This is a genomic window from Nocardioides sp. P5_E3 (genome assembly GCF_054049275.1).
Map to the genome: position 1 here is coordinate 14,122 of NZ_JBFUMR010000037.1, position 23,575 is coordinate 37,696.

At 70.4% G+C, this 23,575-nt stretch carries 24 protein-coding genes; 7 read left to right on the plus strand and 17 right to left on the minus strand.

The window, feature by feature from the left end; translation table 11 throughout:
- Positions 1-19: 19 nt before the first annotated feature.
- From ACXJKB_RS19675 to ACXJKB_RS19740, 14 genes are all read right to left on the minus strand, one after another.
- A complete protein-coding gene (locus ACXJKB_RS19675) occupies positions 20-625 on the minus strand; it encodes an acVLRF1 family peptidyl-tRNA hydrolase (RefSeq protein WP_457191383.1) in 606 nt (201 codons plus the stop codon).
- Positions 626-633: 8 nt separating this feature from the next.
- Entirely contained in the window at positions 634-1,179 is a 546-nt protein-coding gene (locus ACXJKB_RS19680) for an NYN domain-containing protein (RefSeq protein ID WP_457191385.1), read from the minus strand.
- 31 nt (positions 1,180-1,210) lie between these two features.
- Entirely contained in the window at positions 1,211-1,609 is a 399-nt protein-coding gene (locus ACXJKB_RS19685; protein WP_457191387.1) for a hypothetical protein, read from the minus strand.
- Between the two features lie 17 nt (positions 1,610-1,626).
- Entirely contained in the window at positions 1,627-2,409 is a 783-nt protein-coding gene (locus tag ACXJKB_RS19690; protein ID WP_457191389.1) for an aminoglycoside adenylyltransferase domain-containing protein, read from the minus strand.
- Positions 2,410-2,589: 180 nt separating this feature from the next.
- On the minus strand, positions 2,590-2,973 hold the full coding sequence (locus tag ACXJKB_RS19695) for a metal-sulfur cluster assembly factor (RefSeq protein WP_457191391.1): 384 nt from the start codon (positions 2,971-2,973) through the stop codon (positions 2,590-2,592).
- Positions 2,970-3,425 (minus strand): Fe-S cluster assembly sulfur transfer protein SufU, encoded by a 456-nt coding sequence (gene sufU, locus ACXJKB_RS19700; protein ID WP_300044750.1) that lies wholly within the window; start codon positions 3,423-3,425, stop codon positions 2,970-2,972. The genes ACXJKB_RS19695 and sufU overlap by 4 nt, the downstream gene beginning before the upstream one ends.
- On the minus strand, positions 3,422-4,660 hold the full coding sequence (locus ACXJKB_RS19705) for a cysteine desulfurase (protein WP_457191393.1): 1,239 nt from the start codon (positions 4,658-4,660) through the stop codon (positions 3,422-3,424). Before ACXJKB_RS19705 ends, sufU begins: the two co-directional genes overlap by 4 nt.
- A 38-nt stretch (positions 4,661-4,698) precedes the next feature.
- Positions 4,699-5,457, minus strand: a complete 759-nt coding sequence (gene sufC, locus ACXJKB_RS19710) for a Fe-S cluster assembly ATPase SufC (RefSeq protein ID WP_457191395.1) — start codon at positions 5,455-5,457, stop codon at positions 4,699-4,701.
- Complete coding sequence (locus ACXJKB_RS19715; protein WP_457191397.1) at positions 5,454-5,789, minus strand: non-heme iron oxygenase ferredoxin subunit; 336 nt, start codon at positions 5,787-5,789, stop codon at positions 5,454-5,456. Before ACXJKB_RS19715 ends, sufC begins: the two co-directional genes overlap by 4 nt.
- Positions 5,789-7,012, minus strand: a complete 1,224-nt coding sequence (gene sufD / locus ACXJKB_RS19720; protein WP_457191399.1) for a Fe-S cluster assembly protein SufD — start codon at positions 7,010-7,012, stop codon at positions 5,789-5,791. Before sufD ends, ACXJKB_RS19715 begins: the two co-directional genes overlap by 1 nt.
- An 81-nt stretch (positions 7,013-7,093) precedes the next feature.
- Entirely contained in the window at positions 7,094-8,512 is a 1,419-nt protein-coding gene (gene sufB / locus ACXJKB_RS19725) for a Fe-S cluster assembly protein SufB (protein ID WP_457191401.1), read from the minus strand.
- Positions 8,509-9,216, minus strand: a complete 708-nt coding sequence (locus ACXJKB_RS19730; RefSeq protein WP_457191403.1) for a helix-turn-helix transcriptional regulator — start codon at positions 9,214-9,216, stop codon at positions 8,509-8,511. Before ACXJKB_RS19730 ends, sufB begins: the two co-directional genes overlap by 4 nt.
- Before the next feature lie 92 nt (positions 9,217-9,308).
- A complete protein-coding gene (locus ACXJKB_RS19735; RefSeq protein WP_457191405.1) occupies positions 9,309-10,133 on the minus strand; it encodes an ABC transporter permease in 825 nt (274 codons plus the stop codon).
- Positions 10,130-11,140: an ATP-binding cassette domain-containing protein gene (locus tag ACXJKB_RS19740; RefSeq protein ID WP_457191407.1), complete on the minus strand. Its 1,011-nt coding sequence runs from the start codon at positions 11,138-11,140 to the stop codon at positions 10,130-10,132. The genes ACXJKB_RS19735 and ACXJKB_RS19740 overlap by 4 nt, the downstream gene beginning before the upstream one ends.
- A 64-nt stretch (positions 11,141-11,204) precedes the next feature.
- Here ACXJKB_RS19740 and ACXJKB_RS19745 point away from each other — a divergent pair, with 64 nt between their 5' ends.
- The 3 genes from ACXJKB_RS19745 to ACXJKB_RS19755 are packed head-to-tail and all read left to right on the plus strand — an operon-like array spanning position 11,205 to position 13,899.
- Entirely contained in the window at positions 11,205-12,143 is a 939-nt protein-coding gene (locus tag ACXJKB_RS19745) for an ABC transporter ATP-binding protein (RefSeq protein WP_457191409.1), read from the plus strand.
- Entirely contained in the window at positions 12,140-12,964 is an 825-nt protein-coding gene (locus tag ACXJKB_RS19750; RefSeq protein WP_457191411.1) for an ABC transporter permease, read from the plus strand. The genes ACXJKB_RS19745 and ACXJKB_RS19750 overlap by 4 nt, the downstream gene beginning before the upstream one ends.
- On the plus strand, positions 12,964-13,899 hold the full coding sequence (locus ACXJKB_RS19755; protein ID WP_457191413.1) for a COX15/CtaA family protein: 936 nt from the start codon (positions 12,964-12,966) through the stop codon (positions 13,897-13,899). The genes ACXJKB_RS19750 and ACXJKB_RS19755 overlap by 1 nt, the downstream gene beginning before the upstream one ends.
- Before the next feature lie 23 nt (positions 13,900-13,922).
- Here ACXJKB_RS19755 and ACXJKB_RS19760 read toward each other — a convergent pair whose 3' ends face one another.
- From ACXJKB_RS19760 to ACXJKB_RS19770, 3 genes are all read right to left on the minus strand, one after another.
- Complete coding sequence (locus ACXJKB_RS19760; RefSeq protein WP_457191415.1) at positions 13,923-14,414, minus strand: class F sortase; 492 nt, start codon at positions 14,412-14,414, stop codon at positions 13,923-13,925.
- Complete coding sequence (locus ACXJKB_RS19765; RefSeq protein WP_457191417.1) at positions 14,411-15,547, minus strand: hypothetical protein; 1,137 nt, start codon at positions 15,545-15,547, stop codon at positions 14,411-14,413. Before ACXJKB_RS19765 ends, ACXJKB_RS19760 begins: the two co-directional genes overlap by 4 nt.
- A 263-nt stretch (positions 15,548-15,810) precedes the next feature.
- The gene (locus tag ACXJKB_RS19770) at positions 15,811-16,779 is read right to left on the minus strand and encodes a heme o synthase (protein WP_457191419.1); all 969 of its coding nucleotides are present in this window, start codon (positions 16,777-16,779) and stop codon (positions 15,811-15,813) included.
- A gap of 224 nt (positions 16,780-17,003) precedes the next feature.
- On the opposite strand from ACXJKB_RS19770, the gene tkt reads away from it, so the two are divergent.
- From tkt to zwf, 4 genes are all read left to right on the plus strand, one after another.
- Entirely contained in the window at positions 17,004-19,118 is a 2,115-nt protein-coding gene (gene tkt, locus ACXJKB_RS19775) for a transketolase (protein ID WP_457191445.1), read from the plus strand.
- 53 nt (positions 19,119-19,171) lie between these two features.
- On the plus strand, positions 19,172-20,287 hold the full coding sequence (tal, locus tag ACXJKB_RS19780) for a transaldolase (RefSeq protein ID WP_457191421.1): 1,116 nt from the start codon (positions 19,172-19,174) through the stop codon (positions 20,285-20,287).
- Positions 20,284-21,945, plus strand: coding sequence for a glucose-6-phosphate isomerase (gene pgi, locus ACXJKB_RS19785; protein WP_457191423.1), 1,662 nt, complete (start codon positions 20,284-20,286; stop codon positions 21,943-21,945). The genes tal and pgi overlap by 4 nt, the downstream gene beginning before the upstream one ends.
- Before the next feature lie 61 nt (positions 21,946-22,006).
- Positions 22,007-23,530, plus strand: coding sequence for a glucose-6-phosphate dehydrogenase (gene zwf / locus ACXJKB_RS19790; RefSeq protein ID WP_457191424.1), 1,524 nt, complete (start codon positions 22,007-22,009; stop codon positions 23,528-23,530).
- Positions 23,531-23,575 lie beyond the last annotated feature (45 nt).

Sequence of the window (23,575 nt, forward strand, 5' to 3'; positions counted from 1 at the left end):
GTCAGCGCCCCCACGTGCGTCAGGCGTTGGTCACGTCCACGGCGATCGACTGCGCGTCCAGGATCGCCTGGTCCAGCACCGCCCGGCGCGGGTCGGGCACCGCCAGCCAGGGGTCCACGACCGTCACCGACGCCAGCCGCTGGTCGGTCAGCACTGCGTCGACCGCCGCGTGGTCACCGCCGGCCACCACGAGGCGTACGACGCCGAGGATCCGCGCCGCATGGTCGGCGGCCGCCTCGTAGGCCTGCCGCGCCTGGTTGTCGCGGCGACGGGCGAAGCGCTGCTGGCTCTGGCCCCCGGCCTTGGTGCGCCCCTGGACGTGCCGCTGGCCGATCTTGTGCTCGACGATGGCGACGCCGCCCATCCGGGCGACGGCGAAGCCGCCCTTGCGCACGAGCAGCACGCCCCACTCCCCCGGCGCCTGGGCTGCGGCCGCGAAGTCGGCAGCCTCGGGCGGGCCGTCGTACGCACTCGCGAAGGGCAGCCGGGCCGCGAAGTGCGAGCCGTCGACCGCCTGCCCGCGGAGCGCGCCGTCGGCGACCGTGAGGTCAGCACCGCCGTGGCCGGTGGCGAAGTTGACGACCCACCTCTCCCAGCGCGGGGCAGGGACCAGGACAGACGGCACGCCCGACCTCAGAGGAAGTCGAGCGGGTCGAACTCGTCGATCGGGATCACGCGTGTGCGCGGGAGCGGCGAGTTGAAGGCGCCGAGGTCGTACTCGAGGTCGAAGATCCGCAGGCCGGGCAGGTTGCGGAACTGCGAGTTCACGAACTCGGTGAACCCGATGACGCCGACCTGGCGGCTGCCGTCGCACAGTGCCGAGACCTGGTCGACGAAGTCGCCGTCGTGGCTGACCAGCACCACGTCGGCCTCGCGGTGGACGAGCGCCTCAGCGGTGCGCTGGATGGCGATGTCGACGATCTTGCCCTCGCCGCTGAGCGGGATCGGCTTGAAGCCGATCGCGAGCAGGGCCTGGACGAAGCTGGTGGGCAGCTCGGTCGTGGCCGCGAGGAAGAACAGACCAGTGACGTCCTGGTCGAACGCCCGCTCGGCCCACTCCAGGAGCCGGTCCCACCGCGGCCGCTCCTCGGGACGCGGACGCCGGCCCAGGATCGAGGTGCCCAGGGTGGCGTCGATGTTCTCCCCGTCGACGAGGAGGTAGGTCATCCGCTCAGCCATGCGAGGACTCTCCCACACGCGGACGGGCGGCTCAGGGCTGGTAGACGACCTTGAACGACTCGGTCAGGTCGTCGCCGGTGACGCTCACGTCGCTGACCTCGACGAGCGCGCGCGGTCGGCCGGAGCCGTCGCAGAGGATGGAGAGCACGCCGGGCTGCGGGAGGTCGCCTGCGTAGTCGGCCACCGCTGCGGTCGTGCTCCCCTGCTCGTCGGCGAGCACCGACTCGACGTAGGCGTCGGACTCCTCCGCCGACTCGCCGTACGCCCACGCCGGAGGCGGCACGGACTCCAGCGTCGTCGGCCCGAAGTAGGTCGGTGCGGCGTTGAGCTTGGCGTGGAAGCGGGCGAGGTCCCAGAAGACCCGCAGCTCCTCGTGGTCGAACTCGACCTCGGACGGCTCGACGTTGCTGGGCTCGACCTCGGGATCCATGCCCGAAGGGTAGCCAGTCAGGCCACGGCGGCGACGTACGCCGCGTAGTCCCGCGCGGCCTCCATCGAACCCGGGCGCGGTGGCGCCTCCGGGTCGAGACCGAGGTCGCGGTCGGCGAGCACCTGCTGCAGCAGCGGTCGCCAGCCGGGATCGCCGTGCACCATCACCCACCGCAACGCGTCGCGCTTGCTGGCCACCTCACCCGTGCGGATCGTGAAGAGGCTGCGACTGGCCTGGACGACGAGGTAGCGCTGGCACCACGCGATGCTCGGCGGGCACCAGCCCAGGACGTCGTCGGTGAGCGTTGCGAGCCCCGCCCGTGCGCTCTCGCGGAGCACGTCGTCGGGGACGGGTTCCATCAGCTGCACCGGGCACGGGCCGACGAGCGTGATGCCGTGCTCGCGCAGGATCCAGCGGGTCCACGGCTGGTTGCAGTGCTCCGACCACGCCATGACGTCCGAGCCGTGGTCGACGTAGAGCCACTCCCGGCCCAGCCCGGCCACGGTGGCGAGGTCGCCGGCGACGGCGTACGAGCCCTCGAGGTGGCCGTGCCAGAAGCCGTCGCGGTGCGGCAGGTCGGCGTGGAGCCGCCGCAGCGCGGCCTCCTGCCCCGCGTCGGGCCGCTCCCCCACCACGACGATGAAGTCGCAGTCGCTGTGCAGGTCACCCGCCCCGAGCGCGAACGACCCCTGCAGGTAGGCGCCGACGAACGACTCGCCGAGCGCCTCCTGGGCGCCCGTCACGAGGTCGTGCAGCACGCCGTTGAGCTCGGCGTAGCGCGTGGGGTGGGGGTTGAGCACGGATGGAGTGTGCGCCTCGACGCCGCTGCTCCGCCATGCAATATCGGGCGGTGCGTCAGCCACATTCGCTGCGGCGAGAAGGTCGCTCCGGCACCGCTCGCACGCGTGTCGTACGTCGCCGCGCCGGAGGGCGGCGGCTGAGCCACATTCCGCGCGAGCGGAATGTGGCTGGCGCACCGCTCAGACGTTGAAGCCGAGCGCCCGGAGCTGCTCGCGACCGTCGTCGGTGATCTTGTCCGGGCCCCACGGGGGCATCCAGACCCAGTTGATCGCGACGTCGCCGACGAGGCCCTCGAGGGCCGACTCGGTCTGGTCGGTGATCACGTCGGTCAGCGGGCAGGCCGCCGAGGTGAGGGTCATGTCGAGGACGGCGTTGCTGTGCTCGTCGAGGTGCACGCCGTAGACGAGGCCGAGGTCGACGACGTTGATCCCGAGCTCGGGGTCGACGACGTCCTTCATCGCCTCGGTCACGTCGTCGACGGTCACCGTCGCCGTGCCACCGCCCTGCCCGGCCTCGGGCACGTCGGGGAGGTCGCCGTGGTCGATGCCCTGGGGGTTGGTCATGAGGGGGCTCCTTCTGATTGGGCCTGGGCGGTCGCGTCCTTCCACGCCATCCAGGAGAGCAGCGCGCACTTCACGCGCGCGGGGAACTTGGCGACACCGGCGAACGCGATGCCGTCCTCGAGGACGTCCTCGTCGGGCTCCACCTGTCCCTTGCCCTGCATGAGCTCGAGGAACGTCTGGTGGATCTGCATCGCCTCGTCGACGGGCTTGCCGATCACGAGGTCGGTCAGCACGGACGCCGACGCCTGCGAGATGGAGCAGCCCACGGAGTCGTAGGACACGTCCTCGACCACGCCGTCGGACAGGTGGACGCGCAGCGTCACCTCGTCGCCGCAGGTCGGGTTGACGTGGTGCACCTCGGACTCGAACGGGTCGCGCAGGCCCTTGTGGTGCGGGTTCTTGTAGTGGTCCAGGATGATCTCCTGGTAGAGCGCGTCGAGGTCGGTGCTCATCCGTCCACCTTGAAGTAGCTGCGGGTGTGGTGGAGGCCCTCGACCAGCGCGTCGATCTCAGCCGGCGTCGTGTAGAGGTAGGACGACATCCGGCTCGAGCTCTGCACGCCGAAGCGCGCGTGCGCCGGCTTGGCGCAGTGGTGGCCGGCCCGGATCGCGATGCCGCGCGAGTCGAGGACCTGCGCGATGTCGTGCGGGTGGACACCTGCGAGCTCGAAGCTGATCGCCCCGCCGCGCTGCGCGGCGTCGAGCGGGCCGAGGACCGTGAGGCCCGGCACGGACTGCAGGCCCTCGAGGGCGTACGCCGTGATCGCCTGCTCGTGGCGGTGGATCGCGTCGAGACCGATGTGGCGGAGGTAGTCGACCGCTGCGCCCAGGCCGACGGCCTCGACGATCGGCGGGGTGCCGGCCTCGAAGCGGTGCGGCACCTTGGCGTACGTCGACCGCGCCATGGTCACGGTCTCGATCATCTCGCCGCCGCCGTGGAAGGGAGGCAGCTCGTTGAGGAGCTCCTCACGCCCCCACAAGACGCCGATCCCCGTCGGGCCGGTCACCTTGTGGCCGGTGAAGACCAGGAAGTCGCACCCGGTCGCCTGGACGTCGACCGGCAGCTGCGGCGCGGCCTGCGAGGCGTCGATGACCGACAGGGCGCCGACGGACTTCGCGCGGGCGACGAGGTCGGTGACCGGGTTGATCGTGCCGAGCATGTTGGACACCCACGTGAACGCGACGACCTTGGTGTGCTCGTCGAGCAGCTGGTCGGCGTTCGACAGGTCGAGGTGGCCGTCGTCGGTGAGCCCGAACCAGCGCAGCTCGGCGCCCGAGCGCTCGCAGGCCAGCTGCCACGACACGATGTTGGAGTGGTGCTCCATCTCGGTGATCACGACGTTGTCGCCGGGACCGAGATCGATCGTGCGAGCCAGCAGGTTGAGCGCCTCGGTGGCGTTCTTGGTGAAGATCACCTCGTTGCGCGACGGTGCGTTGAGGAAGCTCGTGACCTGGTCGCGCGCCGCCTCGTAGGCCTCCGTCGACTCCGCGCCGAGCTGGTGCATGGCGCGGGCGACGTTGGCGTTGTGCCGCTCGAGGTGGTCGACCATCGTGTCGATGACGACCTGCGGCTTCTGCGAGGTGTTGGCGCTGTCGAGGTAGACCAGCGGCACTCCGCCCGCGAGCGTGCGCTCGAGGATCGGGAAGTCCTTGCGGATCACGTCGAGATCCGGAAGCAGCCCTTCCATCGTGGTCTCCTTCGAAGTGGGCGGTGCGGGCGGGTGGCTCAGGCGTTCGCCTTGAGGTACTTGTCGTAGCCCTCGGCCTCAAGCTGGTCGGCGAGCTCCTTGCCGCCGGACTCGGCGACCTTGCCGTCGACGAACACGTGGACGTAGTCGGGCTCGATGTAGCGCAGGATGCGGGTGTAGTGGGTGATGAGCAGGACACCCTTGCCCTCGCGCTCGCGGAAGCGGTTGACGCCCTCGGAGACGATCTTCAGCGCGTCGATGTCGAGGCCGGAGTCGGTCTCGTCGAGCACCGCGACCTTGGGGTCGAGCAGCTCGAGCTGGGCGATCTCGTGGCGCTTCTTCTCGCCGCCCGAGAAGCCCTCGTTGACGCTCCGCGTGCCGAAGGACGGGTCGAGGTTGAGCCGCTCGAGTGCGCCGTTGACGTCCTTGACCCACGTGCGCAGCTTGGGGGCCTCGCCGTCGATCGCGGTCTTGGCGGTGCGGAGGAAGTTCGACACCGAGACGCCCGGGACCTCGACCGGGTACTGCATCGCGAGGAACAGGCCCGCGCGGGCACGCTCGTCGACGGAGAGGGACAGCACGTCCTGGCCGTCGAGGGTCACCGAGCCGCTGGTGATCGTGTACTTCGGGTGCCCGGCGATCGAGTAGGCGAGCGTGGACTTGCCCGAGCCGTTGGGCCCCATGATCGCGTGGGTCTCGCCCTCCTTGATGGTGAGGGTGACGCCCTTGAGGATCTCCTTGGGTCCGTCCTCGGTGTCGACGGTGACGTGGAGGTCGGTGATGACGAGCTTGCTCATGAGGGGGTGACTCCGTTCAGGGTGGTCTCGGTGTCGACGTACACGTCCGTGCCGCGTACCTCGATGGGGAAGGTGGCGACCGGCTCGGTCGCGGGGAGGTTGGTGGGCTTGCCGGTGCGGAGGTCGAACATCGACCCGTGCAGCCAGCACTCGATCTGGCAGTCGCCGACCTCGCCCTCGCTGAGGGCGACGGCGGCGTGGCTGCACTCGTTCTCCAGCGCGAAGACCTCGTCGCCGTTGCGGGCGACGACGATCTCGTAGCGGCCGAGGGTCACGGCGAGGCCCTGGTCGGTCCTGACCTCGTCGAGTGCGCAGGCGCGCTCGAACGCCATCAGTCGTCCGACCCGAAGGCGGCGAGCGAGCCGAGGTCCTTGAGGACGTTCTTGGCGAGCTCGGCCTCGACCGTGGTGAGGAGGCGGTCCTCGATGGAGGGGACGCCGACCTGGCGGATGAGGTCGTTGAAGAAGCCGTGCACCACCAGCCGCTGCGCCTCCTGCTCGGACACGCCGCGCGACTGGAGGTAGAACAGCTGCTCGTCGTCGAAGCGCGCGGTGGCGGAGGCGTGCCCGGCACCCTCGATCTCCCCCGTCTCGATCTCCAGGTTGGGGATCGAGTCGGCCCGGCAGCCGTCGGTGAGGACGAGGTTGCGGTTCTCCTCGTAGGTCTCGATGCCCTCGGCGACCTTGCGGATCAGCACGTTGCCGACCCAGACGGTGTGCGCCTTCTCGCCCTGCAGCGCGCCCTTGTAGACCGCGTGGGACTTCGTGCGCGGAGCCGTGTGGTCGGCGAAGATCCGGTGCTCGATGTGCTGGCCGGCGTCGGCGAAGTAGAGGCCGAGCAGCTCGGCCGAGCCGCCGGGACCGTCGTAGGTCACGTTGGCGTCCATCCGCACCAGGTCGCCGCCGAAGGAGATCGCGGCGTGCTTGTAGGTCGCGTCGCGACCGACGCGGGCCTGGTGGTGCGACAGGTGGACGGCGTCGTCGGCCCAGTCCTGGAGCGAGACGACCGTGACGTCGGCGCCGTCACCGACCGCGATCTCGACGACCGCGGCGATGGTGGAGGAGCCGGTGTGGTTGAGCACCACGATCGCCTTGCTGTGCGCACCGAACCGCATCGCGACGTGCCCGGCCTCGGTCACGGCGACGTCCTTGCCGTCGAGGTCGACGACGATCGGCTCGGACACCTCGGTGTCGGCGGGCACGTCGATCAGCAGGGTCGAGGGCACCTCGGCCAGGACGCGCGCGGCCCAGCGGGTGTTGGGCACGAGGCCGGAGAGGCCTCGCAGGTCGCGGGCCTCGTCGCCGGACACGCCCTCGATGCGGACACCCTCGGGGGTGTTCCACGTGCACGAGGTCGCGGACCGCATGAACTCGGCGTCGGCGTGCAGGCCCTTGAGCCGCTTGAGCGGCGTGAAGCGCCAGATCTCCTCGCGGCCGGTCGGGACCACGTGGTCGGCGACGTCGAACGACCCGGCCGGGTGGAGGTGGCTCTCCACCTTGCCGTGCTCGGGGCCCTGCTCCAGCGCGGAGCGGACGGAATCAGTGGTGACGGTCAAAGCTCTACTTTCTCGTTTCGGTCTCGTGACGGTCGCCGGGGCGAGGCGTCACGACCCACGGTCAGGCGGCGGGGCGGCAGGTCAGCCGACCGCGCCTTCCATCTGCAGCTCGATCAGGCGGTTGAGCTCGAGGGCGTACTCCATCGGCAGCTCCTTGGCGATCGGCTCGACGAAGCCGCGCACGATCATCGCCATCGCCTCGTCCTGCTCCATGCCGCGCGACATGAGGTAGAACAGCTGGTCGTCGGAGACCTTGGAGACGCTGGCCTCGTGGCCCATCGACACGTCGTCCTCGCGGATGTCCACGTAGGGGTAGGTGTCGCTGCGGCTGATCTGGTCGACCAGCAGCGCGTCGCACAGCACGTTGGACTTCGAGCCGTGCGCGCCCTCGTTGACCTGGATCAGCCCGCGGTACGACGTACGACCGCCGCCACGCGCCACCGACTTGCTCAGGATGGACGACGAGGTGTGCGGCGCCGCGTGCACCATCTTGGCGCCGGCGTCCTGGTGCTGGCCCTCGCCGGCGAACGCGATCGACAGCGTCTCGCCCTTGGCGTGCTCGCCCATGAGGTAGATCGCGGGGTACTTCATCGTCACCTTGGAGCCGATGTTGCCGTCGACCCACTCCATCGTGGCGCCGGCCTCGCAGGTCGCCCGCTTGGTGACGAGGTTGTAGACGTTGTTGGACCAGTTCTGGATGGTCGTGTAGCGGACGCGGGCGCCCTTCTTCACGATGATCTCCACGACCGCGGAGTGCAGCGAGTCGGATGAGTAGATCGGGGCGGTGCAGCCCTCCACGTAGTGCACGTAGGAGTCCTCGTCCGCGATGATCAGCGTCCGCTCGAACTGGCCCATGTTCTCGGTGTTGATCCGGAAGTAGGCCTGCAGCGGGATGTCGACGTGGACGCCCTTGGGGACGTAGATGAACGAGCCACCCGACCACACCGAGGTGTTGAGCGCGGAGAACTTGTTGTCACCGACCGGGATGACGGTGCCGAAGTACTCCTTGAAGAGCTCCTCGTGCTCCTTCAGCGCGGTGTCGGTGTCGACGAAGATGACGCCCTTCTCCTCGAGGTCCTCGCGGATCGAGTGGTAGACGACCTCCGACTCGTACTGCGCGGCGACACCGGCGACGAGACGCTGCTTCTCCGCCTCCGGGATGCCGAGCTTGTCGTAGGTGTTCTTGATGTCCTCGGGGAGGTCCTCCCACGACGTCGCCTGCTTCTCGCTGGAGCGGACGAAGTACTTGATGTTGTCGAAGTCGATCGTCGACAGGTCCGAGCCCCAGGTGGGCATGGGCTTGCGGTGGAAGAGCTTGAGGCCCTTGAGGCGCAGGTCGAGCATCCACTGCGGCTCGGACTTCTTGCCGGAGATGTCGCGCACGACGTCCTCGTTCAGACCACGCTTCGCTGTGGCGCCGGCGGTGTCGGAGTCGGACCAGCCGAACTCGTACTTGCCGATGCCCTTGAGCTCCGGGTTGAGTTCTTCGATGGAGGTCATGCCTGCTCCTTTGTCGGGACCGTCTTCGGGTCCGTCTTGAGGGTCTGGGGGATGCACGTGGTGCACACGCCGTCGCCGTGGGCGATGGTCGCCAACCGCTGGACGTGGGTGCCGAGCACGGAGGCGATCGCCTCGGTCTCGGCCTCGCAGAGCTGCGGGAACTCGTGGGCGACGTGGGAGACCGGGCAGTGCTGCTGGCACAGCTGCTCCCCCACGACCGGGAGCTCGCGCACCGATGCGGCGTAGCCGTTCTGGGTGAACACCCGCGCGAGCGCCTCGGCGGGCGTCAGGTCGGGGTCGGACGCCATGACATCGACGTAGTCGCGCCCGACGAAGGCCACCCGGCGCCGCGCGAACTCGACCACGGCCTCCTCGCCCTGCGTCTCGGCCAGGAACCGCATGGCCTGCACGGCGAGGTCGTCGTACTGCTGGTCGAAGCTGTCACGCCCGGTCTCGGTGAGCGCGAAGACCTTGGCGGGCCGGCCGCGTCCCCGGGTGCCGTAGACCTTCTGGTCGCGTGACTCGACGACCCCCTCGTCGGCGAGGTGGTCGAGGTGACGGCGTACGGCGGCGGGCGTCAGGTCGAGCCGGAGGGCCAGGTCGGCGGCGGTCGAGGGACCGTTCTCGAGGATCGTGCGCGCCACACGGTCGCGTGTGGGCGCATCGCCCTCACGCTGTGCCGTCGACGTCCTCACGAATTCCACAACACCAGTGTGTCGTTAATGCTTCCGGTCATTCAAGCAAGGGTCGCCTAAGTGACCCGGCCCACTGTGGACCGCGGGCGCCGGCCGGCCGCTCAGTCAGCGGTGCGGGCGCGGAAGGTGCGGATGGCCAGCGGCGCCACGACGGCGGTGATCAGGATGATCCAGCCGATCGTGAACGGGATCGGGTGGTGCATCGGGAACGCCGCGCCCTCGGCGAGCGGCTGGTCGTTGCCCCAGAGCACGCGGACCGCCTGGGTCAGCGAGGAGATCGGGTTCCACTCGGCGATCCACCGCAGGACGGTCGGCATCTGGTCGGTGGGCGCGAACGTGTTGGCCAGGAAGGTGAGCGGGAACATCGTCGCGAACATGACGCCGTTGACCGCCTCGACCGAGCGCATCGCGGAACCGACCCAGATGCCGACCCAGATCATCGCGAACCCCCAGCCGAGGAGCAGGACGTAGCCGAAGGCCGCCTGGAACACGTCGGTGTGGATGCGCCAGCCGATGAGCAGGCCGGTCAGCGACATGACGACGAGGCCGATCGAGGCGTGGACCAGGCTCGAGATGCTGCGCCCGACCAGCACGGCCGCCGGGTTGATCGGCAGCGACCGCATCCGGTCGACGATGCCCTTGTCGAGGTCGGCGGTGAGGCCGACGGCGACGATGAACGAGGCGAAGGCGACGGTCTGCGCCATGATCCCCGGGAGCAGGAACGCGCGGTAGCCGGCGGGCGTCGCCACGTCGATCGACGAGCCGAACACGAAGGCGAACAGCAGCACGAACATCACCGGCTGGATGGTGACGTCCATCAGCATCTCGGGCATGCGCCTGATGTGGAGGAAGTTGCGGCGGGCGATGGCCCACGACTGGGCCGGCAGCCCGGTGGTGCGGATCTCCGGTCGCTCGAGCGTGGTCATCGGGCCATTCCTCCTGCGGTCTGGTCGACCTGGCCTGCGGGGTCGCCCTCGGCTGAGTCGTCGGTCTCCTGCTCGGCACGGTGCCCGGTGAGGTGGAGGAAGACGTCATCGAGGCTCGGGCGCTTGAGCCCGATGTCGTCGAGCACGATGTCGCTCTCGTCGAAGATCCCGGCCACGCGCGTCATGTGGCCCAGTCCCTCCGAGGGCGCCGTGAGCTGGCGCGCCCCCACGTCGACGTGCACCTCGCGGGCATGCGGGCGCAGCAGCGCCTCGGCGGTCTGGAGGTCCCCGGAGTGGGAGACCGTCACGACGAGCGCGGCCGCACCGGACTGGTCCTTCAGCTGCAGCGGGGTGCCCTCGGCGATGACCGTTCCGCGATCGATCACGACGATGTTGTCGGAGAGCTGGTCGGCCTCCTCGAGGTATTGCGTGGTCAGCAGCAGGGTGGTCCCGTCGGCGACGAGCTCGCGCAGCACCTCCCACAGCTCCACGCGCGACCGCGGGTCGAGACCCGTCGTCGGCTCGTCGAGGAACAGCACGGGCGGTGTCGCGATCAGGCTGACCGCCAGGTCGAGCCGTCGCCGCATGCCGCCGGAGTAGGTCTTGGCCGTCCGGTCGCCGGCGTCGGCGAGCGAGAAGCGCTCGAGCAGCTCGTCGCTGGCGCGCCGGATGTAGGAGGAGTCGAGGCCGTAGAGGTTGCCGATCAGGCGCAGGTTCTCCCGGCCCGTCAGGAGCTCGTCGACGGTCGCGGCCTGCCCGGTCAGCCCCATGCTCCGGCGCACGGCCGCGGGGTCGGTCAGGATGTCGTGACCGGCGACGCGCCCCGTGCCCGCGGTCGGGCGGGTCAGGGTGGTCATCATCCGGACGGTGGTGGTCTTGCCGGCGCCGTTGGGCCCGAGCAGGCCGAGCACCGAGCCCTCGGGGACGGAGAAGGACACCCCGTCCACGGCCACGGTGTCACCGAAGTGCTTGACGAGGCCCTCGGCCTCGATCGCGGAACGCGTCATGGCGACCACGCTAGTCGCGGGGACCGACAGCCGCTCCCCGATAAGGCGCACCTAGAATCAGTGCGTGCCACCCGCCTCCCCCGCCGTCCAGATCGACGGTCTGGTGATGGCGTACGGCGACAAGGTGGCCGTCGACGGGTTGTCGCTCGAGGTGGCGCGGGGATCGATCACCGCCGTGCTCGGGCCCAACGGCGCGGGCAAGACCACGACGCTCGAGACCTGCGAGGGCTACCGGGTGGCCCAGCGCGGCACGGTCCGCGTGCTCGGGCTCGACCCGCAGCGCGACCGAGCGGACCTGCTCCCCCGGATCGGCGTCATGCTGCAGAGCGGCGGCGCCTGGAGCGGCGTACGCGCCGTGGAGATGCTGGAGCACATGGCCTCGCTGCACGCGCACCCGCTCGACACGGCCATGCTCGTCGAGCGGCTCGGCCTGGGCGAGTGCGGACGAACCCCCTACCGCCGGCTGTCCGGCGGCCAGAAGCAGCGCCTGGGCCTGGCGATCGCGCTCGTCGGGCGACCGGAGCTGGTGTTCGTCGACGAGCCGACCGCCGGCATGGACCCCCAGGCAAGGCGTACGACGTGGGAGATGCTCGAGGAGGTCCGGGCCGACGGCGTCACGGTCGTGCTGACGACCCACCACATGGACGAGGCCGAGCACCTGGCCGATCGCATCCACATCATCGACCGCGGCACGCTGATCGCCTCCGGGACCCCGGCCGAGCTGACCCGCGGCGGCCACTCCGCGACCATCCGGCTGGTCGTCAACCGGCCGTTCCCCGACGGCGCTCCCGAGTCGCTGCGCCGGGAGCTCGGACCGCTCACCGAGGTGCGCCAGCTCGACGAGGTGAGCATGCTCATCCACGGTCCGGCCGACGCCAGCACCCTCGGCCGCGTCTCACGGTGGTGCGAGGAGCACGCCGTGCTCCCCCAGACGCTCACCCTCGGCCAGCGCACCCTCGAGGACGTCTTCCTCGAGCTCACCGGGCGGGAGCTGGCCTCATGAACACGCCTCCCGCCGGGACCGCGCCCGCCGGCGCCCGCCCGACCGGCACCTTCACCCCGGCCCCCGGAGGCGCCGGCCTCGGCCGGATGGTGCTGGCGCAGGCCCGCATGGAGGCGCGGCTGATGCTGCGCAACGGCGAGCAGCTGCTGCTCGCGATCGTGATCCCGGTGATCGTGCTCGCAGGAGGTGTCGCCGCGGCCGGCCGCCTCGGCAGCACCTTCGAGGGGCACGCGCCGGTCGACCTCCTCACCCCGGGTGTGCTGGCCCTCGCCGTGATGTCGACCGCGTTCACGTCGGTGGCCATCGCCACCGGCTTCGAGCGCCGCTACGGCGTGATCAAGCTGCTCGGCTCCTCGCCCCTCCCCCGCCACGGCCTGCTCCTGGGCAAGGTGCTGGCGCTGCTCAACGTCGTCGCCCTGCAGCTGGTGGTGCTCGTGGCCGTCGCACTGGCCCTGGGCTGGGAGCCCTCGCTGGCCAGCCCGCCGACCACCGTGATCGGCCTGGTGCTCACGGTCGGCCTGGGCACCGCGGCTTTCGCGTCCCTCGGGCTCCTCGTCGCCGGCGCGCTGCGTGCCGAGGCGACCCTCGCGCTGGCCAACCTCGTCTACCTGCTCCTCATGGCGGGTGGTGGCGTCGTGCTGCCGACCAGCACGTACGGCGCCGCCGGCGGGCTGATCCAGTGGCTGCCGTCCGGCGCCCTCGGTGAGGCCATGCGCTCCACGCTCGTGCACGCCGACATCGACGGCCGATCGCTGCTCGTGCTCGCCGCCTGGGCGGTGCTCGGCGCACTGCTCACGGCCAAGACCTTCAGGTGGGAATGATGGGACGCACCCTGCTCGACCGCCTCGCGCGGTACCTCTGGCCGCTCGCCCTGGCCAACCTCGTCGCCAACATCGGCATCGTGGTCACCGGCGCGGCCGTCCGGCTCACGGGCTCCGGCCTCGGGTGCCCGACGTGGCCGCGCTGCACCGACGCGTCGTACGTCGCCCACGGTGAGCTGGGGTTGCACGGTGCCATCGAGTTCGGCAACCGGCTGCTGACCTTCGTCCTCGCCGCGGTCGCCGTCCTGTGCTTCCTCGCCGCGCTCGGGGCGCGGCACCGCCGCGCGACGCGGCTGGCACTCGTCATCGGCCTCGGCATCCCGCTGCAGGCGGTGCTGGGCGGCATCACGGTGCTGACCGACCTCAACCCCTGGATCGTCGCCGGTCACTTCCTGCTGTCGATGGCGATGATCATGGTCTGCGTCGCCCTGATCGACGAGCTGCGCAGTCCCACCCGCGGGATGGCACCGCCGCTGCCGCGCGCCCTCGCGTGGGCGACGTTCGCGTCGGGCTGGGTGGTCCTCTACCTCGGCACGGTCGTGACCGGGGCCGGTCCGCACGCCGGCGACACCGACTCGCCCCGCAACGGCCTCGACCCGGCGACGGTGTCGCAGGTCCATGCGGCGTCGGTGTACGTCCTCGTCGTCCTGACCGTCGTGCTGCTGGTCGCGGCGCTGCGCGGCGGGCACCCGTGGCTCGCACGCGTGACCGGGCTGGTGCTGCTCATCGAGGTGCTCCAGGGCGTCCTGGGCTGGGTGCAGTACTGGCTGGACCTGCCGGTGGGCCTCGTCGCCCTCCACATGCTCGGCGCGGGCCTCCTCGCCGCCGGCCTGGCCCGCATCGCCCTGGCGGTGCTGCCCCACCGTGGCGCCGACGAGGCGCGGGCGGACGGCGTGCCCCAGACGCACGCCGCCACCCACATCGGTCCTTCGTAGGCCAGGCGGTCAGGACCGCCCGATCAGGACCGCCCGATCTTGCGTGCGAAGACCACCGTGCGGCGGGAGTAGTCGTCGGCCTTGCAGCCGACGAGCACGATCCGGGCCGGCCCGGCGACGGAGTAGAGCGACCCCATCCGCCGCGACGCCGGCCAGTACTCCCGACGGGTGACCTCGAACCGGCAGCCCGCCACCTTGATGACGTCGCCGCGGCGCAGCGAGCCCCACCGGTCGGCGACGCCGTTGCCGGCGCGCCAGGCGTGGCCGGCGTAGACGGTGCTGCCCGTCGGGTCGCAGGGCGGGTCGCCCTTCGACCACGTGTAGACGGCGCCACGGAGCTGGTTGCCGACGGCCAGGGTGTCGTTGCGCGCGGCCACCTTGATGATGGCCGCGTCGGTGCCGGTGCGACCGATGGTGAGCCGGTCAGGGGCGGCGTGAGCCGCACCCTGACCGACCACCGCGGTCACGCAGAGGACCATCGAGGCGACGATCCCGGCAGCGCGGGAGCGGGTCATCGCGCTCCGGTGCTGGGTGCGACCTCCGGGGCGTTGGCGCACGAACGGGTGCGGAAGGTCATCTTCCACACCTGCTTGCCCTGCAGCCGGTAGGACGCGTCCGCAGCGTGGGCGCGGACGGTGACGCGCTTGGCGCCGGCCTTCAGCCACACGCCCTGGCGCAGGACCTTGCCCTTCGACGTGTAGACGACGCCCGACCGCTTGACGACCTTGTAGACGTCACCGCGGGTGCCGCACTTGTCGATCTTGCGCGCGCGGGCCGACACGACGCGTGCCTCGGCGGGCAGCACCTCGGGCGGGGTGACGACGGGCGGGGTGACCACCGGAGGCGTCACGACCGGCGGCTCCACCGGCGGCGTCACGACCGGCGGGGTCGGGCACGGCTCGTTGCTGTCGGTCGGCGCGGGGAAGGTCAGGACGGTCTGCCCGTTGGGGAACTGGTGGCCCGGAGCGGCGGTCACCGTGAGGCTTCGGTCGGGGTTGACCGTGGCTGTCCATGGTCCCGTGGGGATCTGCCCGTAGTGGGCGTTGCCGGGCCCGCAGTCGTCGATGACCGGCACGGTGGTGACCTGGAACTGCACCGGCACCGGGCACGGCACGTTGCTGTCGGTCGGCACCGGATAGGTGATGCTCTTCTTGCCGCCGGGGAACTGGTTGCCCGGGTTGGCGGTCACCGTGACGCTGCCGTTGGGGTTGGTGACCGAGCTCCAGGGCCCGGACGGGACCTGGCCGTAGCGGGCGTTGCCCGGGCCGCAGTCGTCGATGACCGGGATCGTCGGGGGCTGCACGGTGGTGACGTTGCAGCCGTCGAGGAACGTGGCGACGGGGATGTACCCGGAGCTCGTGTTGGTGGTGCCGTTGGACCACCTCGCGGCCAGCGTCAGGGTCAGCGGCGAGGTCGGCTTGGTGGTGACGGTCTCGGTGAACGTGCGTGTCTGACGCGAGGTCAGCTGCGTGCCGACGGGGACGACGCCCGGCCGGTTGGACGCGGTGATCGACTCGGTGCGCGTCTCGCTGTTCTCGACGGTCCAGGTGACGGCCCAGCCGCCGCCCGTCTTGCAGACGACGGAACCGTTGATCGTGTTGTGGTGCGCACTGGCCGCACCGGCGACGCCGACGACGGCGAAGCCCACGGCCAGGACGAGGGTGACGAGCCTCGAGACACCGCGGTGGATCGAAGGGCGACGAACCCCCTGTCCGGCCGCTCCCCCAGCGGTCCGGTGCCGTCGCTCACGTGATGAAGACATGCAGAACTACCCCCTGCTCCCACGGGGGGTGGCCCACTGCCTCCCCCCTACAGAGCATTGAACGGGCGGCGGGGCTTCTGGACACGGAACGTTGTCTCAAGAAGATCTTAAAGTTTCTCGCATTCACCAGACGAGACCTTCGAGTTGCGCTACCGACCGAGCAGGGGATCCAGTGCTACGGCGACGAAGAGCAGGGAGAGGTAGAGGTTGGACGCGTGGAAGAGCCGCATCGGGTTGATGTCGGTCAGCGTCTCGGAGCCCTTCGCGCGCTTCCACATCCGGTGGGCCTCGACCAGGAACACGGCGCCCAGGACGGCTGCGGCGACCGGGTAGACCAGGCTCGTCCCGGCGACCGGCCACAGCAGCATCGACGTGGCGACCATCACCCAGCTGTAGATGACGATCTGTCGTCCGACCTCGGGCGCGGGCTTGACCACGGGGAGCATCGGCACGTCGACGTTGCGGTAGTCCTCGCGGTAGCGCAGCGCGAGCGCCCAGGTGTGCGGCGGGGTCCAGAAGAAGACCACCAGGAACAGCACGACGGGCGTCCAAGCCAGCTCGCCGGTCACCGCGGTCCAGCCGATGAGCGCGGGGAAGCAGCCGGCCAGACCGCCCCAGACGATGTTCTGTGTGGTCCGGCGCTTGAGCAGCATCGTGTAGACGAGGACGTAGAACGCGTTGGCCAGCACCGACAGCGCGGCCGAGAGCCAGTTGACCCACAGCGCCAGGACCACCGTCGACAGCACGGCCAGCACCGTCGCGAAGACGAGGGCAGAGACCGGCGAGACGATGTGACGGGGCAGCGCCCGGCGTCGCGTACGCCGCATCTGCTCGTCGATGTCGCGGTCGTAGATGCAGTTGTAGGCCGAGGCGGAGCCCGCCGACAGCGCGCCACCGACGACGGTCGCGGCGACCAGCCCCAGCGGCGGGATGCCACGCTCGGCGAAGAACATCACCGGCACCGTCGTCAGGAGGAGCAGCTCGATCACACGTGGCTTGGTCAGCCCGACGTAGGCGGCGACCACGTCGCGCCAGGACTTCGGGGCGTCGGTATCGACGCCCGGGTCACCGGTCGACGGCCGGGCGGACGCGGCTGCGTTCGGGCCGGCGTGGGACACGGTGGAGAACCTCGGGAGGACGGGGGCGGATGGGACGCGGACAGCAAGGGAACCGAAGGATGAACGGCCAGCTGTTCCGGCGTCCGGGACGACCCTCGGGCCCGGTCGAGTCTACTCGGCCACGACGATAGGGTCGTAGTCGAGGCCACCCCTGCTGGGCTGTGATCCTGACTGCACCCGGTTGCACTCCATCGAGAGGAACTGCGTTGACCAAGAAGTCCGCCCTGCCCGCCACCCTCGAGTGGGACGACATCGACCGCCGGGCCGTGGACACCTCCCGGGTCCTGGCGATGGACGCGGTCCAGAAGGTCGGCAACGGCCACCCCGGCACGGCCATGAGCCTCGCGCCGGCGGCGTACCTGCTGTTCCAGAAGGTGATGCGGCACAACCCCGCCGACCCGCACTGGACCGGTCGCGACCGCTTCGTGCTGTCCTGCGGCCACAGCTCCATCACCCTCTACACCCAGCTCTTCCTCGGCGGGTGGGGCCTCGAGATCGAGGACCTGCGGTCCCTTCGCACGTGGGGCAGCAAGACGCCGGGTCACCCCGAGTACGGGCACACGGCGGGTGTGGAGACCACCACCGGTCCGCTCGGCCAGGGTGTCGCCAACGCCGTCGGCATGGCCATGGCGGCCCGCCGCGAGCGGGGTCTGCTCGACCCCGGCACGGCCGAGGGCGACTCGCCGTTCACCCACCACGTCTACGCGCTCTGCTCCGACGGTGACCTGCAGGAGGGCGTCAGCTCCGAGGCCTCCTCCATCGCCGGCACCCAGCAGCTCGGCAACCTCACCCTGATCTACGACGCCAACCAGATCTCGATCGAGGGCGACACCAACGTCGCGTTCACCGAGGACGTCGGCGCCCGCTACGAGGCCTACGGCTGGCACGTCCAGCACGTCGACTGGACCAACGAGGGCACGGACTACGTCGAGGACGTCCCCGAGCTCTACGCCGCCGTCCGCGCCGCCGACGAGGTCACCGACCTGCCCAGCCTCATCGTCCTGCACACGGTCATCGCCTGGCCCGCGCCCAACGCGCAGGGCACCGGCAAGTCCCACGGCTCCGCCCTCGGCGAGGAGGAGGTGGCCGCCACCAAGGAGATCCTCGGCTTCGACCCCGAGCAGCACTTCGAGGTGCCGACCGACGTGATCGAGCGCACCCGCTCCCTCGTCGCGCGCGGCAAGGAGCAGCAGGCCGCGTGGCAGGAGCGCTTCGACGCGTGGAAGGGCTCAGCGTCCAAGGACGTCGTCGAGACCTTCGAGCGCATGCAGACCCGCGCGCTGCCCGTCGGCCTCGCGGACGCGCTCCCGACCTTCGACGCCGACCCCAAGGGCGTGGCGACCCGCAAGGCGTCCGGCGCGGTGATCAACGCCGTCGCCGGCGTGATGCCCGAGCTGTGGGGTGGCTCGGCCGACCTCGCCGAGTCCAACAACACCACCATCGAGGACGCCTCGTCCTTCATCCCGGAGAGCCGCTCGACCGACCAGTGGACCGGCGACCCGCTCGCGGGCCGCGTGCTGCACTTCGGCATCCGCGAGCACGGCATGGGCGGCATCCTCAACGGCATCGCGCTCCACGGCGGCACGCGCGTCTTCGGCGGCACGTTCCTCACCTTCAGCGACTACATGCGCGGGTCGGTCCGGCTGGCGGCGCTGATGGGCCTGCCGGTCACCTACGTGTGGACCCACGACTCCATCGGCCTGGGTGAGGACGGCCCGACGCACCAGCCGATCGAGCACCTCGCGGCCCTGCGTGCCATCCCCGGCCTCGACGTCGTACGCCCGGCGGACGCCAACGAGACGGCCGCCGCGTGGCACGCCGTCCTCGCGCGCACCGACCACCCCGCCGGCATCGCTCTGACCCGCCAGAACGTCCCGGTCTTCCCGCGCGGCGAGGACGGCTACAGCGACACGTCCAACGTGCACCGCGGCGGCTACGTCCTCATCGACGCCCCGGCCATCGAGGACCGTGACGGCGAGCCCGACGTGATCCTCATGGGCACCGGCTCCGAGGTGCAGGTGGCGGTCGCCGCCCGCGAGCTCCTCGCCGCCGACGGCATCCGCGCCCGCGTGGTGTCGTTCCCCTGCCTCGAGTGGTTCGAGGAGCAGGAGGAGGCCTACCGCGAGACCGTCCTGCCGCCCACCGTCAAGGCGCGCGTCTCGGTCGAGGCGGGCGTCAAGCAGGGGTGGCGCGAGTACGTCGGCGACCACGGCCGCATCGTGTCCATCGACCACTACGGCGCCTCGGCCGACTTCGCGCGGATCTACGAGGAGTTCGACATCACCGGCGAGGCGGTGGCCAACGCCGCCCGCGACAGCCTGCGCACCCTGACCGACTGACCTGACCGACTGGGCTCACCCGCCAGTCCCCACCGAACATCTGGAGGCACCGCATGAACGACCGTCTCAAGGCCCTGGCCGACGCCGGGGTGTCCATCTGGCTCGACGACCTCTCCCGCGAGCGGCTGGAGACCGGCAACCTGGCCGACCTGGTGAAGAACAGCCACGTCGTGGGCGTCACGTCCAACCCGGCCATCTTCCAGGCCGCGCTGGCCGACGGTGAGCGCTACGACCCGCAGGTGCGCGAGCTCGCCGCCGCGGGCGCCGACGTCGACAAGGCCACGCAGGTCATCACCACCGACGACGTGCGCGACGCCTGCAAGGTGATGCGCCCGGTCTTCGACGCCACCGACGGTGTCGACGGCCGCGTCTCCATCGAGGTGTCCCCCGGCTTCGCCCACGACACCGGCGAGACCGTCAAGGAGGCCGCCGAGCTCTGGCGGATCGTCGACCAGCCCAACCTCCTCATCAAGATCCCCGGCACGAAGGAGGGCTGGCCGGCCATCACGGAGACCATCGCCGCCGGCATCTCGGTCAACGTGACGCTGATCTTCGGCCTCGAGCAGTACCGCAACGTCATGGAGGCCTACGTCTCGGGCCTCGAGCAGGCCGCCGACAACGGCCACGAGCTCGCCGACATCCACTCGGTGGCGTCCTTCTTCGTCTCACGCGTCGACTCCGAGATCGACAAGCGGCTCGAGGCGACCACGGAGGGACCGGGCACCGACCCGTCCCTGCGCGGCAAGGCCGGCGTGGCCAACGCCCGGCTGGCCTTCCAGATGTTCGAGGAGTTCTTCAGCGGCGACCGTTGGGCCGCGCTCGAGGCCAAGGGCGCTCGCAAGCAGCGCCCGCTGTGGGCGTCGACCGGGGTCAAGAACCCCGACTACGACGACACGATGTACGTCGTCGACCTGGTCGTCGAGGACACCGTCAACACGATGCCCGAGAAGACCCTCGAGGCCGTCGCCGACCACGGCGAGGTCCGCGGCGACCGCATCCGTCCGTTCTACGACGACGCCGCCGCCCACATGAAGGCGCTCGAGGATGCCGGCATCGACTACGACGACGTGATCGAGGTGCTCATCAAGGAGGGCGTCGACAAGTTCGTCGTCGCCTGGGACGAGCTGCAGACGACGCTCGCGAAGTCCCTCGAGGCCGCTCGCGCATGAGTGACGCGGTCGACCCCACCACGACGGTGGCGTGGGCACGGCTCGCCGAGCTCGCGGCGTCGTACCAGCCCGACCTGCGCGCCACGCTGACGCCGGAGTGGGTCGACCGCCAGAGCCTCCCCGCCGCCGACCTCCACGTCGACCTGTCGAAGAACCTCCTCGACGGTGGCGTGGAGGCGGCGCTGCTCGCGCTCGCCGACGAGGTCGGCGTGACCGGGCGTCGCGACGCGATGCTGGCGGGCGAGCACATCAACGTCACCGAGGACCGCGCAGTGCTCCACACCGCGCTCCGGCTGCCGGCCGACGCGTCGCTGAGCGTCGACGGCCAGGACGTCGTGGCCGACGTCCACGAGGTGCTCGAGCGGGTGTACGCCTTCGCCGAGCGCGTCCGGTCGGGTGAGTGGACCGGCGTGACCGGCAAGYGGATCGAGACGGTCGTCAACATCGGCATCGGCGGGTCCGACCTCGGGCCCGTGATGGCCTACGAGGCGCTCGAGCCCTACCGCCAGGACGGGCTGTCGTGCCGCTTCATCAGCAACATCGACCCCACCGATGCCGGGCAGGCGCTGTCCGACCTCGACCCGGAGACGACGCTGTTCATCGTCTCCAGCAAGACCTTCGGCACCCTCGAGACGCTGACCAACGCCCGGCTGTGCCGGGCCTGGCTCCTCCAGCACCTGCCGTCGGGCACCGACGAGGCGGCCGCGGTCGCGCAGCACTTCGTCGCCGTGTCCACGGCGCTCGACAAGGTGGCCGACTTCGGGATCGACCCCGACAACGCGTTCGGCTTCTGGGACTGGGTCGGCGGGCGCTACTCGATGGACTCCGCGATCGGGCTGTCGCTCGTCGTGGCCGTCGGGCCGGAGCGCTTCGCCGAGCTGCTCGCCGGGTTCCACGCGATGGACGAGCACTTCCGCACCGCGCCGCCGGAGTCCAACGTGCCGCTCCGGATGGGACTGCTCAACGTCTGGTACACCAACTTCCTCGGTGCCCACACCCATGCCGTGCTCCCCTACGCACAGCTGCTGCACCGCTTCCCCGCCTACCTCCAGCAGCTGACGATGGAGTCCAACGGCAAGGGCGTGCGGTGGGACGGCTCGGCCGTCGACTACGACACGGGCGAGGTCTTCTGGGGCGAGCCCGGCACCAACGGCCAGCACGCCTTCTACCAGCTCATCCACCAGGGCACCCGACTCGTGCCGGCCGACTTCATCGCCTTCGCGCGACCGTCGTACGAGCTCGTCGACCGCACCGACGACGGCGAGACCGACGTCCACGAGCTGCTGCTGGCCAACTTCCTCGCGCAGACCAAGGCGCTCGCCTCCGGCAAGAGCGCCGACGAGGTCCGCGCGGAGGGTGTCGCCGAGGAGCTGGTGTCGGCGCGCACCTTCCCGGGCAACCGCCCGACGACGTCGATCATGGCGGCGGCGCTCACGCCGTCCGTGCTCGGCCAGCTCATCGCCCTCTACGAGCACATCACCTTCGTCCAGGGCGCCGTGTGGGGCATCGACAGCTTCGACCAGTGGGGCGTCGAGCTCGGCAAGCAGCTCGCCCAGGAGCTGCGGCCGGCGATCTCGGGAGACGCGTCCGTGGCCGCCGAGCAGGACCCCTCCACGCAGTCGCTGATCCGCTACTACCAGGAGAACCGACGACGATGAGCACCCCACGACGTTCCTCTCCCCCGCTCCGCTCCTCCGAACAACGACTTGGGGACCCCGCATGACCCACACCAACCCGCTGCGCGACCCGCAGGACCGCCGGTTGCCGCGGATCGCCGGCCCCTGCGGCATGGTCCTCTTCGGCGTGACGGGTGACCTGTCGCGCAAGAAGGTCATGCCCGCGATCTACGACCTCGCCAACCGCGGCCTGCTGCCGCCGGGCTTCAGCCTCGTCGGCTTCGCCCGGCGCGACTGGGCCGACCAGGACTTCGCACAGATCGTGCACGACGCGGTCAAGGAGCACGCTCGTACGCCGTTCCGCGAGGAGGTCTGGAAGCAGCTGTCCGAGGGCTTCCGCTTCGTCTCGGGCGACTTCGACGACGATGCTGCCTTCGAACACCTGCGCCGTACCGTCGAGGAGCTCGACCAGCTGCGCGGCACCGGCGGCAACATGGCCTTCTACCTCGCGATCCCGCCCGCCTTCTTCGGCACCGTCGTGGGCCAGCTCAAGGAGCACGGCCTCGCCGACCCCGGACCCGAGCAGTGGCGCCGCGTGGTCGTGGAGAAGCCGTTCGGCCACGACCTCGAGTCGGCGCGCGAGCTCAACCGCACCCTCGACGGCGTCTTCCCCTCCGGGTCGGTCTTCCGGATCGACCACTACCTCGGCAAGGAGACGGTCCAGAACATCCTGGCGATGCGGTTCGCCAACAACATGTTCGAGCCGATCTGGAACGCCAACTACGTCGACCACGTGCAGATCACGATGGCCGAGGACATCGGCATCGGCGGCCGCGCGGGCTACTACGACGGTATCGGGGCGGCGCGCGACGTCATCCAGAACCACCTGCTGCAGCTGATGGCGCTCGTCGCGATGGAGGAGCCCATCGCGTTCGACGCCAGGAGCCTGCGCATCGAGAAGCAGAAGGTGCTCAAGTCGGCCACGCTGCCGGCGCGTCTCGACCTCACCACCGCCCGGGGCCAGTACGCCGCCGGGTGGGCCGGGGGCGAGAAGGTCCAGGGCTTCCTGGAGGAGGAGGGCATCAGGAAGACCTCCACGACCGAGACCTTCGCCGCGATCACCGTCAACGTGGAGACCCGCCGCTGGGCCGGGGTGCCGTTCTACCTCCGGACCGGCAAGCGGCTGGGGAGGCGCGTCACCGAGGTCGCCATCGTCTTCAAGCGCGCGCCACACCTGCCGTTCGCGCAGACCGCGACCGAGGACCTGACGCACAACGCCCTGGTCATCCGCGTGCAGCCCGACGAGGGCATGACACTGCGCTTCGGGTCGAAGGTGCCCGGCACCGCGATGGAGATCCGCGACGTCAACATGGACTTCGCCTACGGCGGCTCCTTCACCGAGGCCAGCGCCGAGGCGTACGAACGGCTCATCCTCGACGTCCTGCTCGGCGACCCACCGCTGTTCCCGCGGCACGAGGAGGTCGAGCTCTCGTGGAAGATCCTCGATCCCGTGATCGAGTTCTGGGCCCGCAAGGGCAAGCCGGACCAGTACGACTCCGGCACCTGGGGTCCTGAGTCGGCCGACAAGATGCTTGCGCGCGACGGCCGCACCTGGAGGAGGCCCTGATGACCTCACGCCACGCTGTTCTTCGCCTCCCCCGCAACGCTTCAC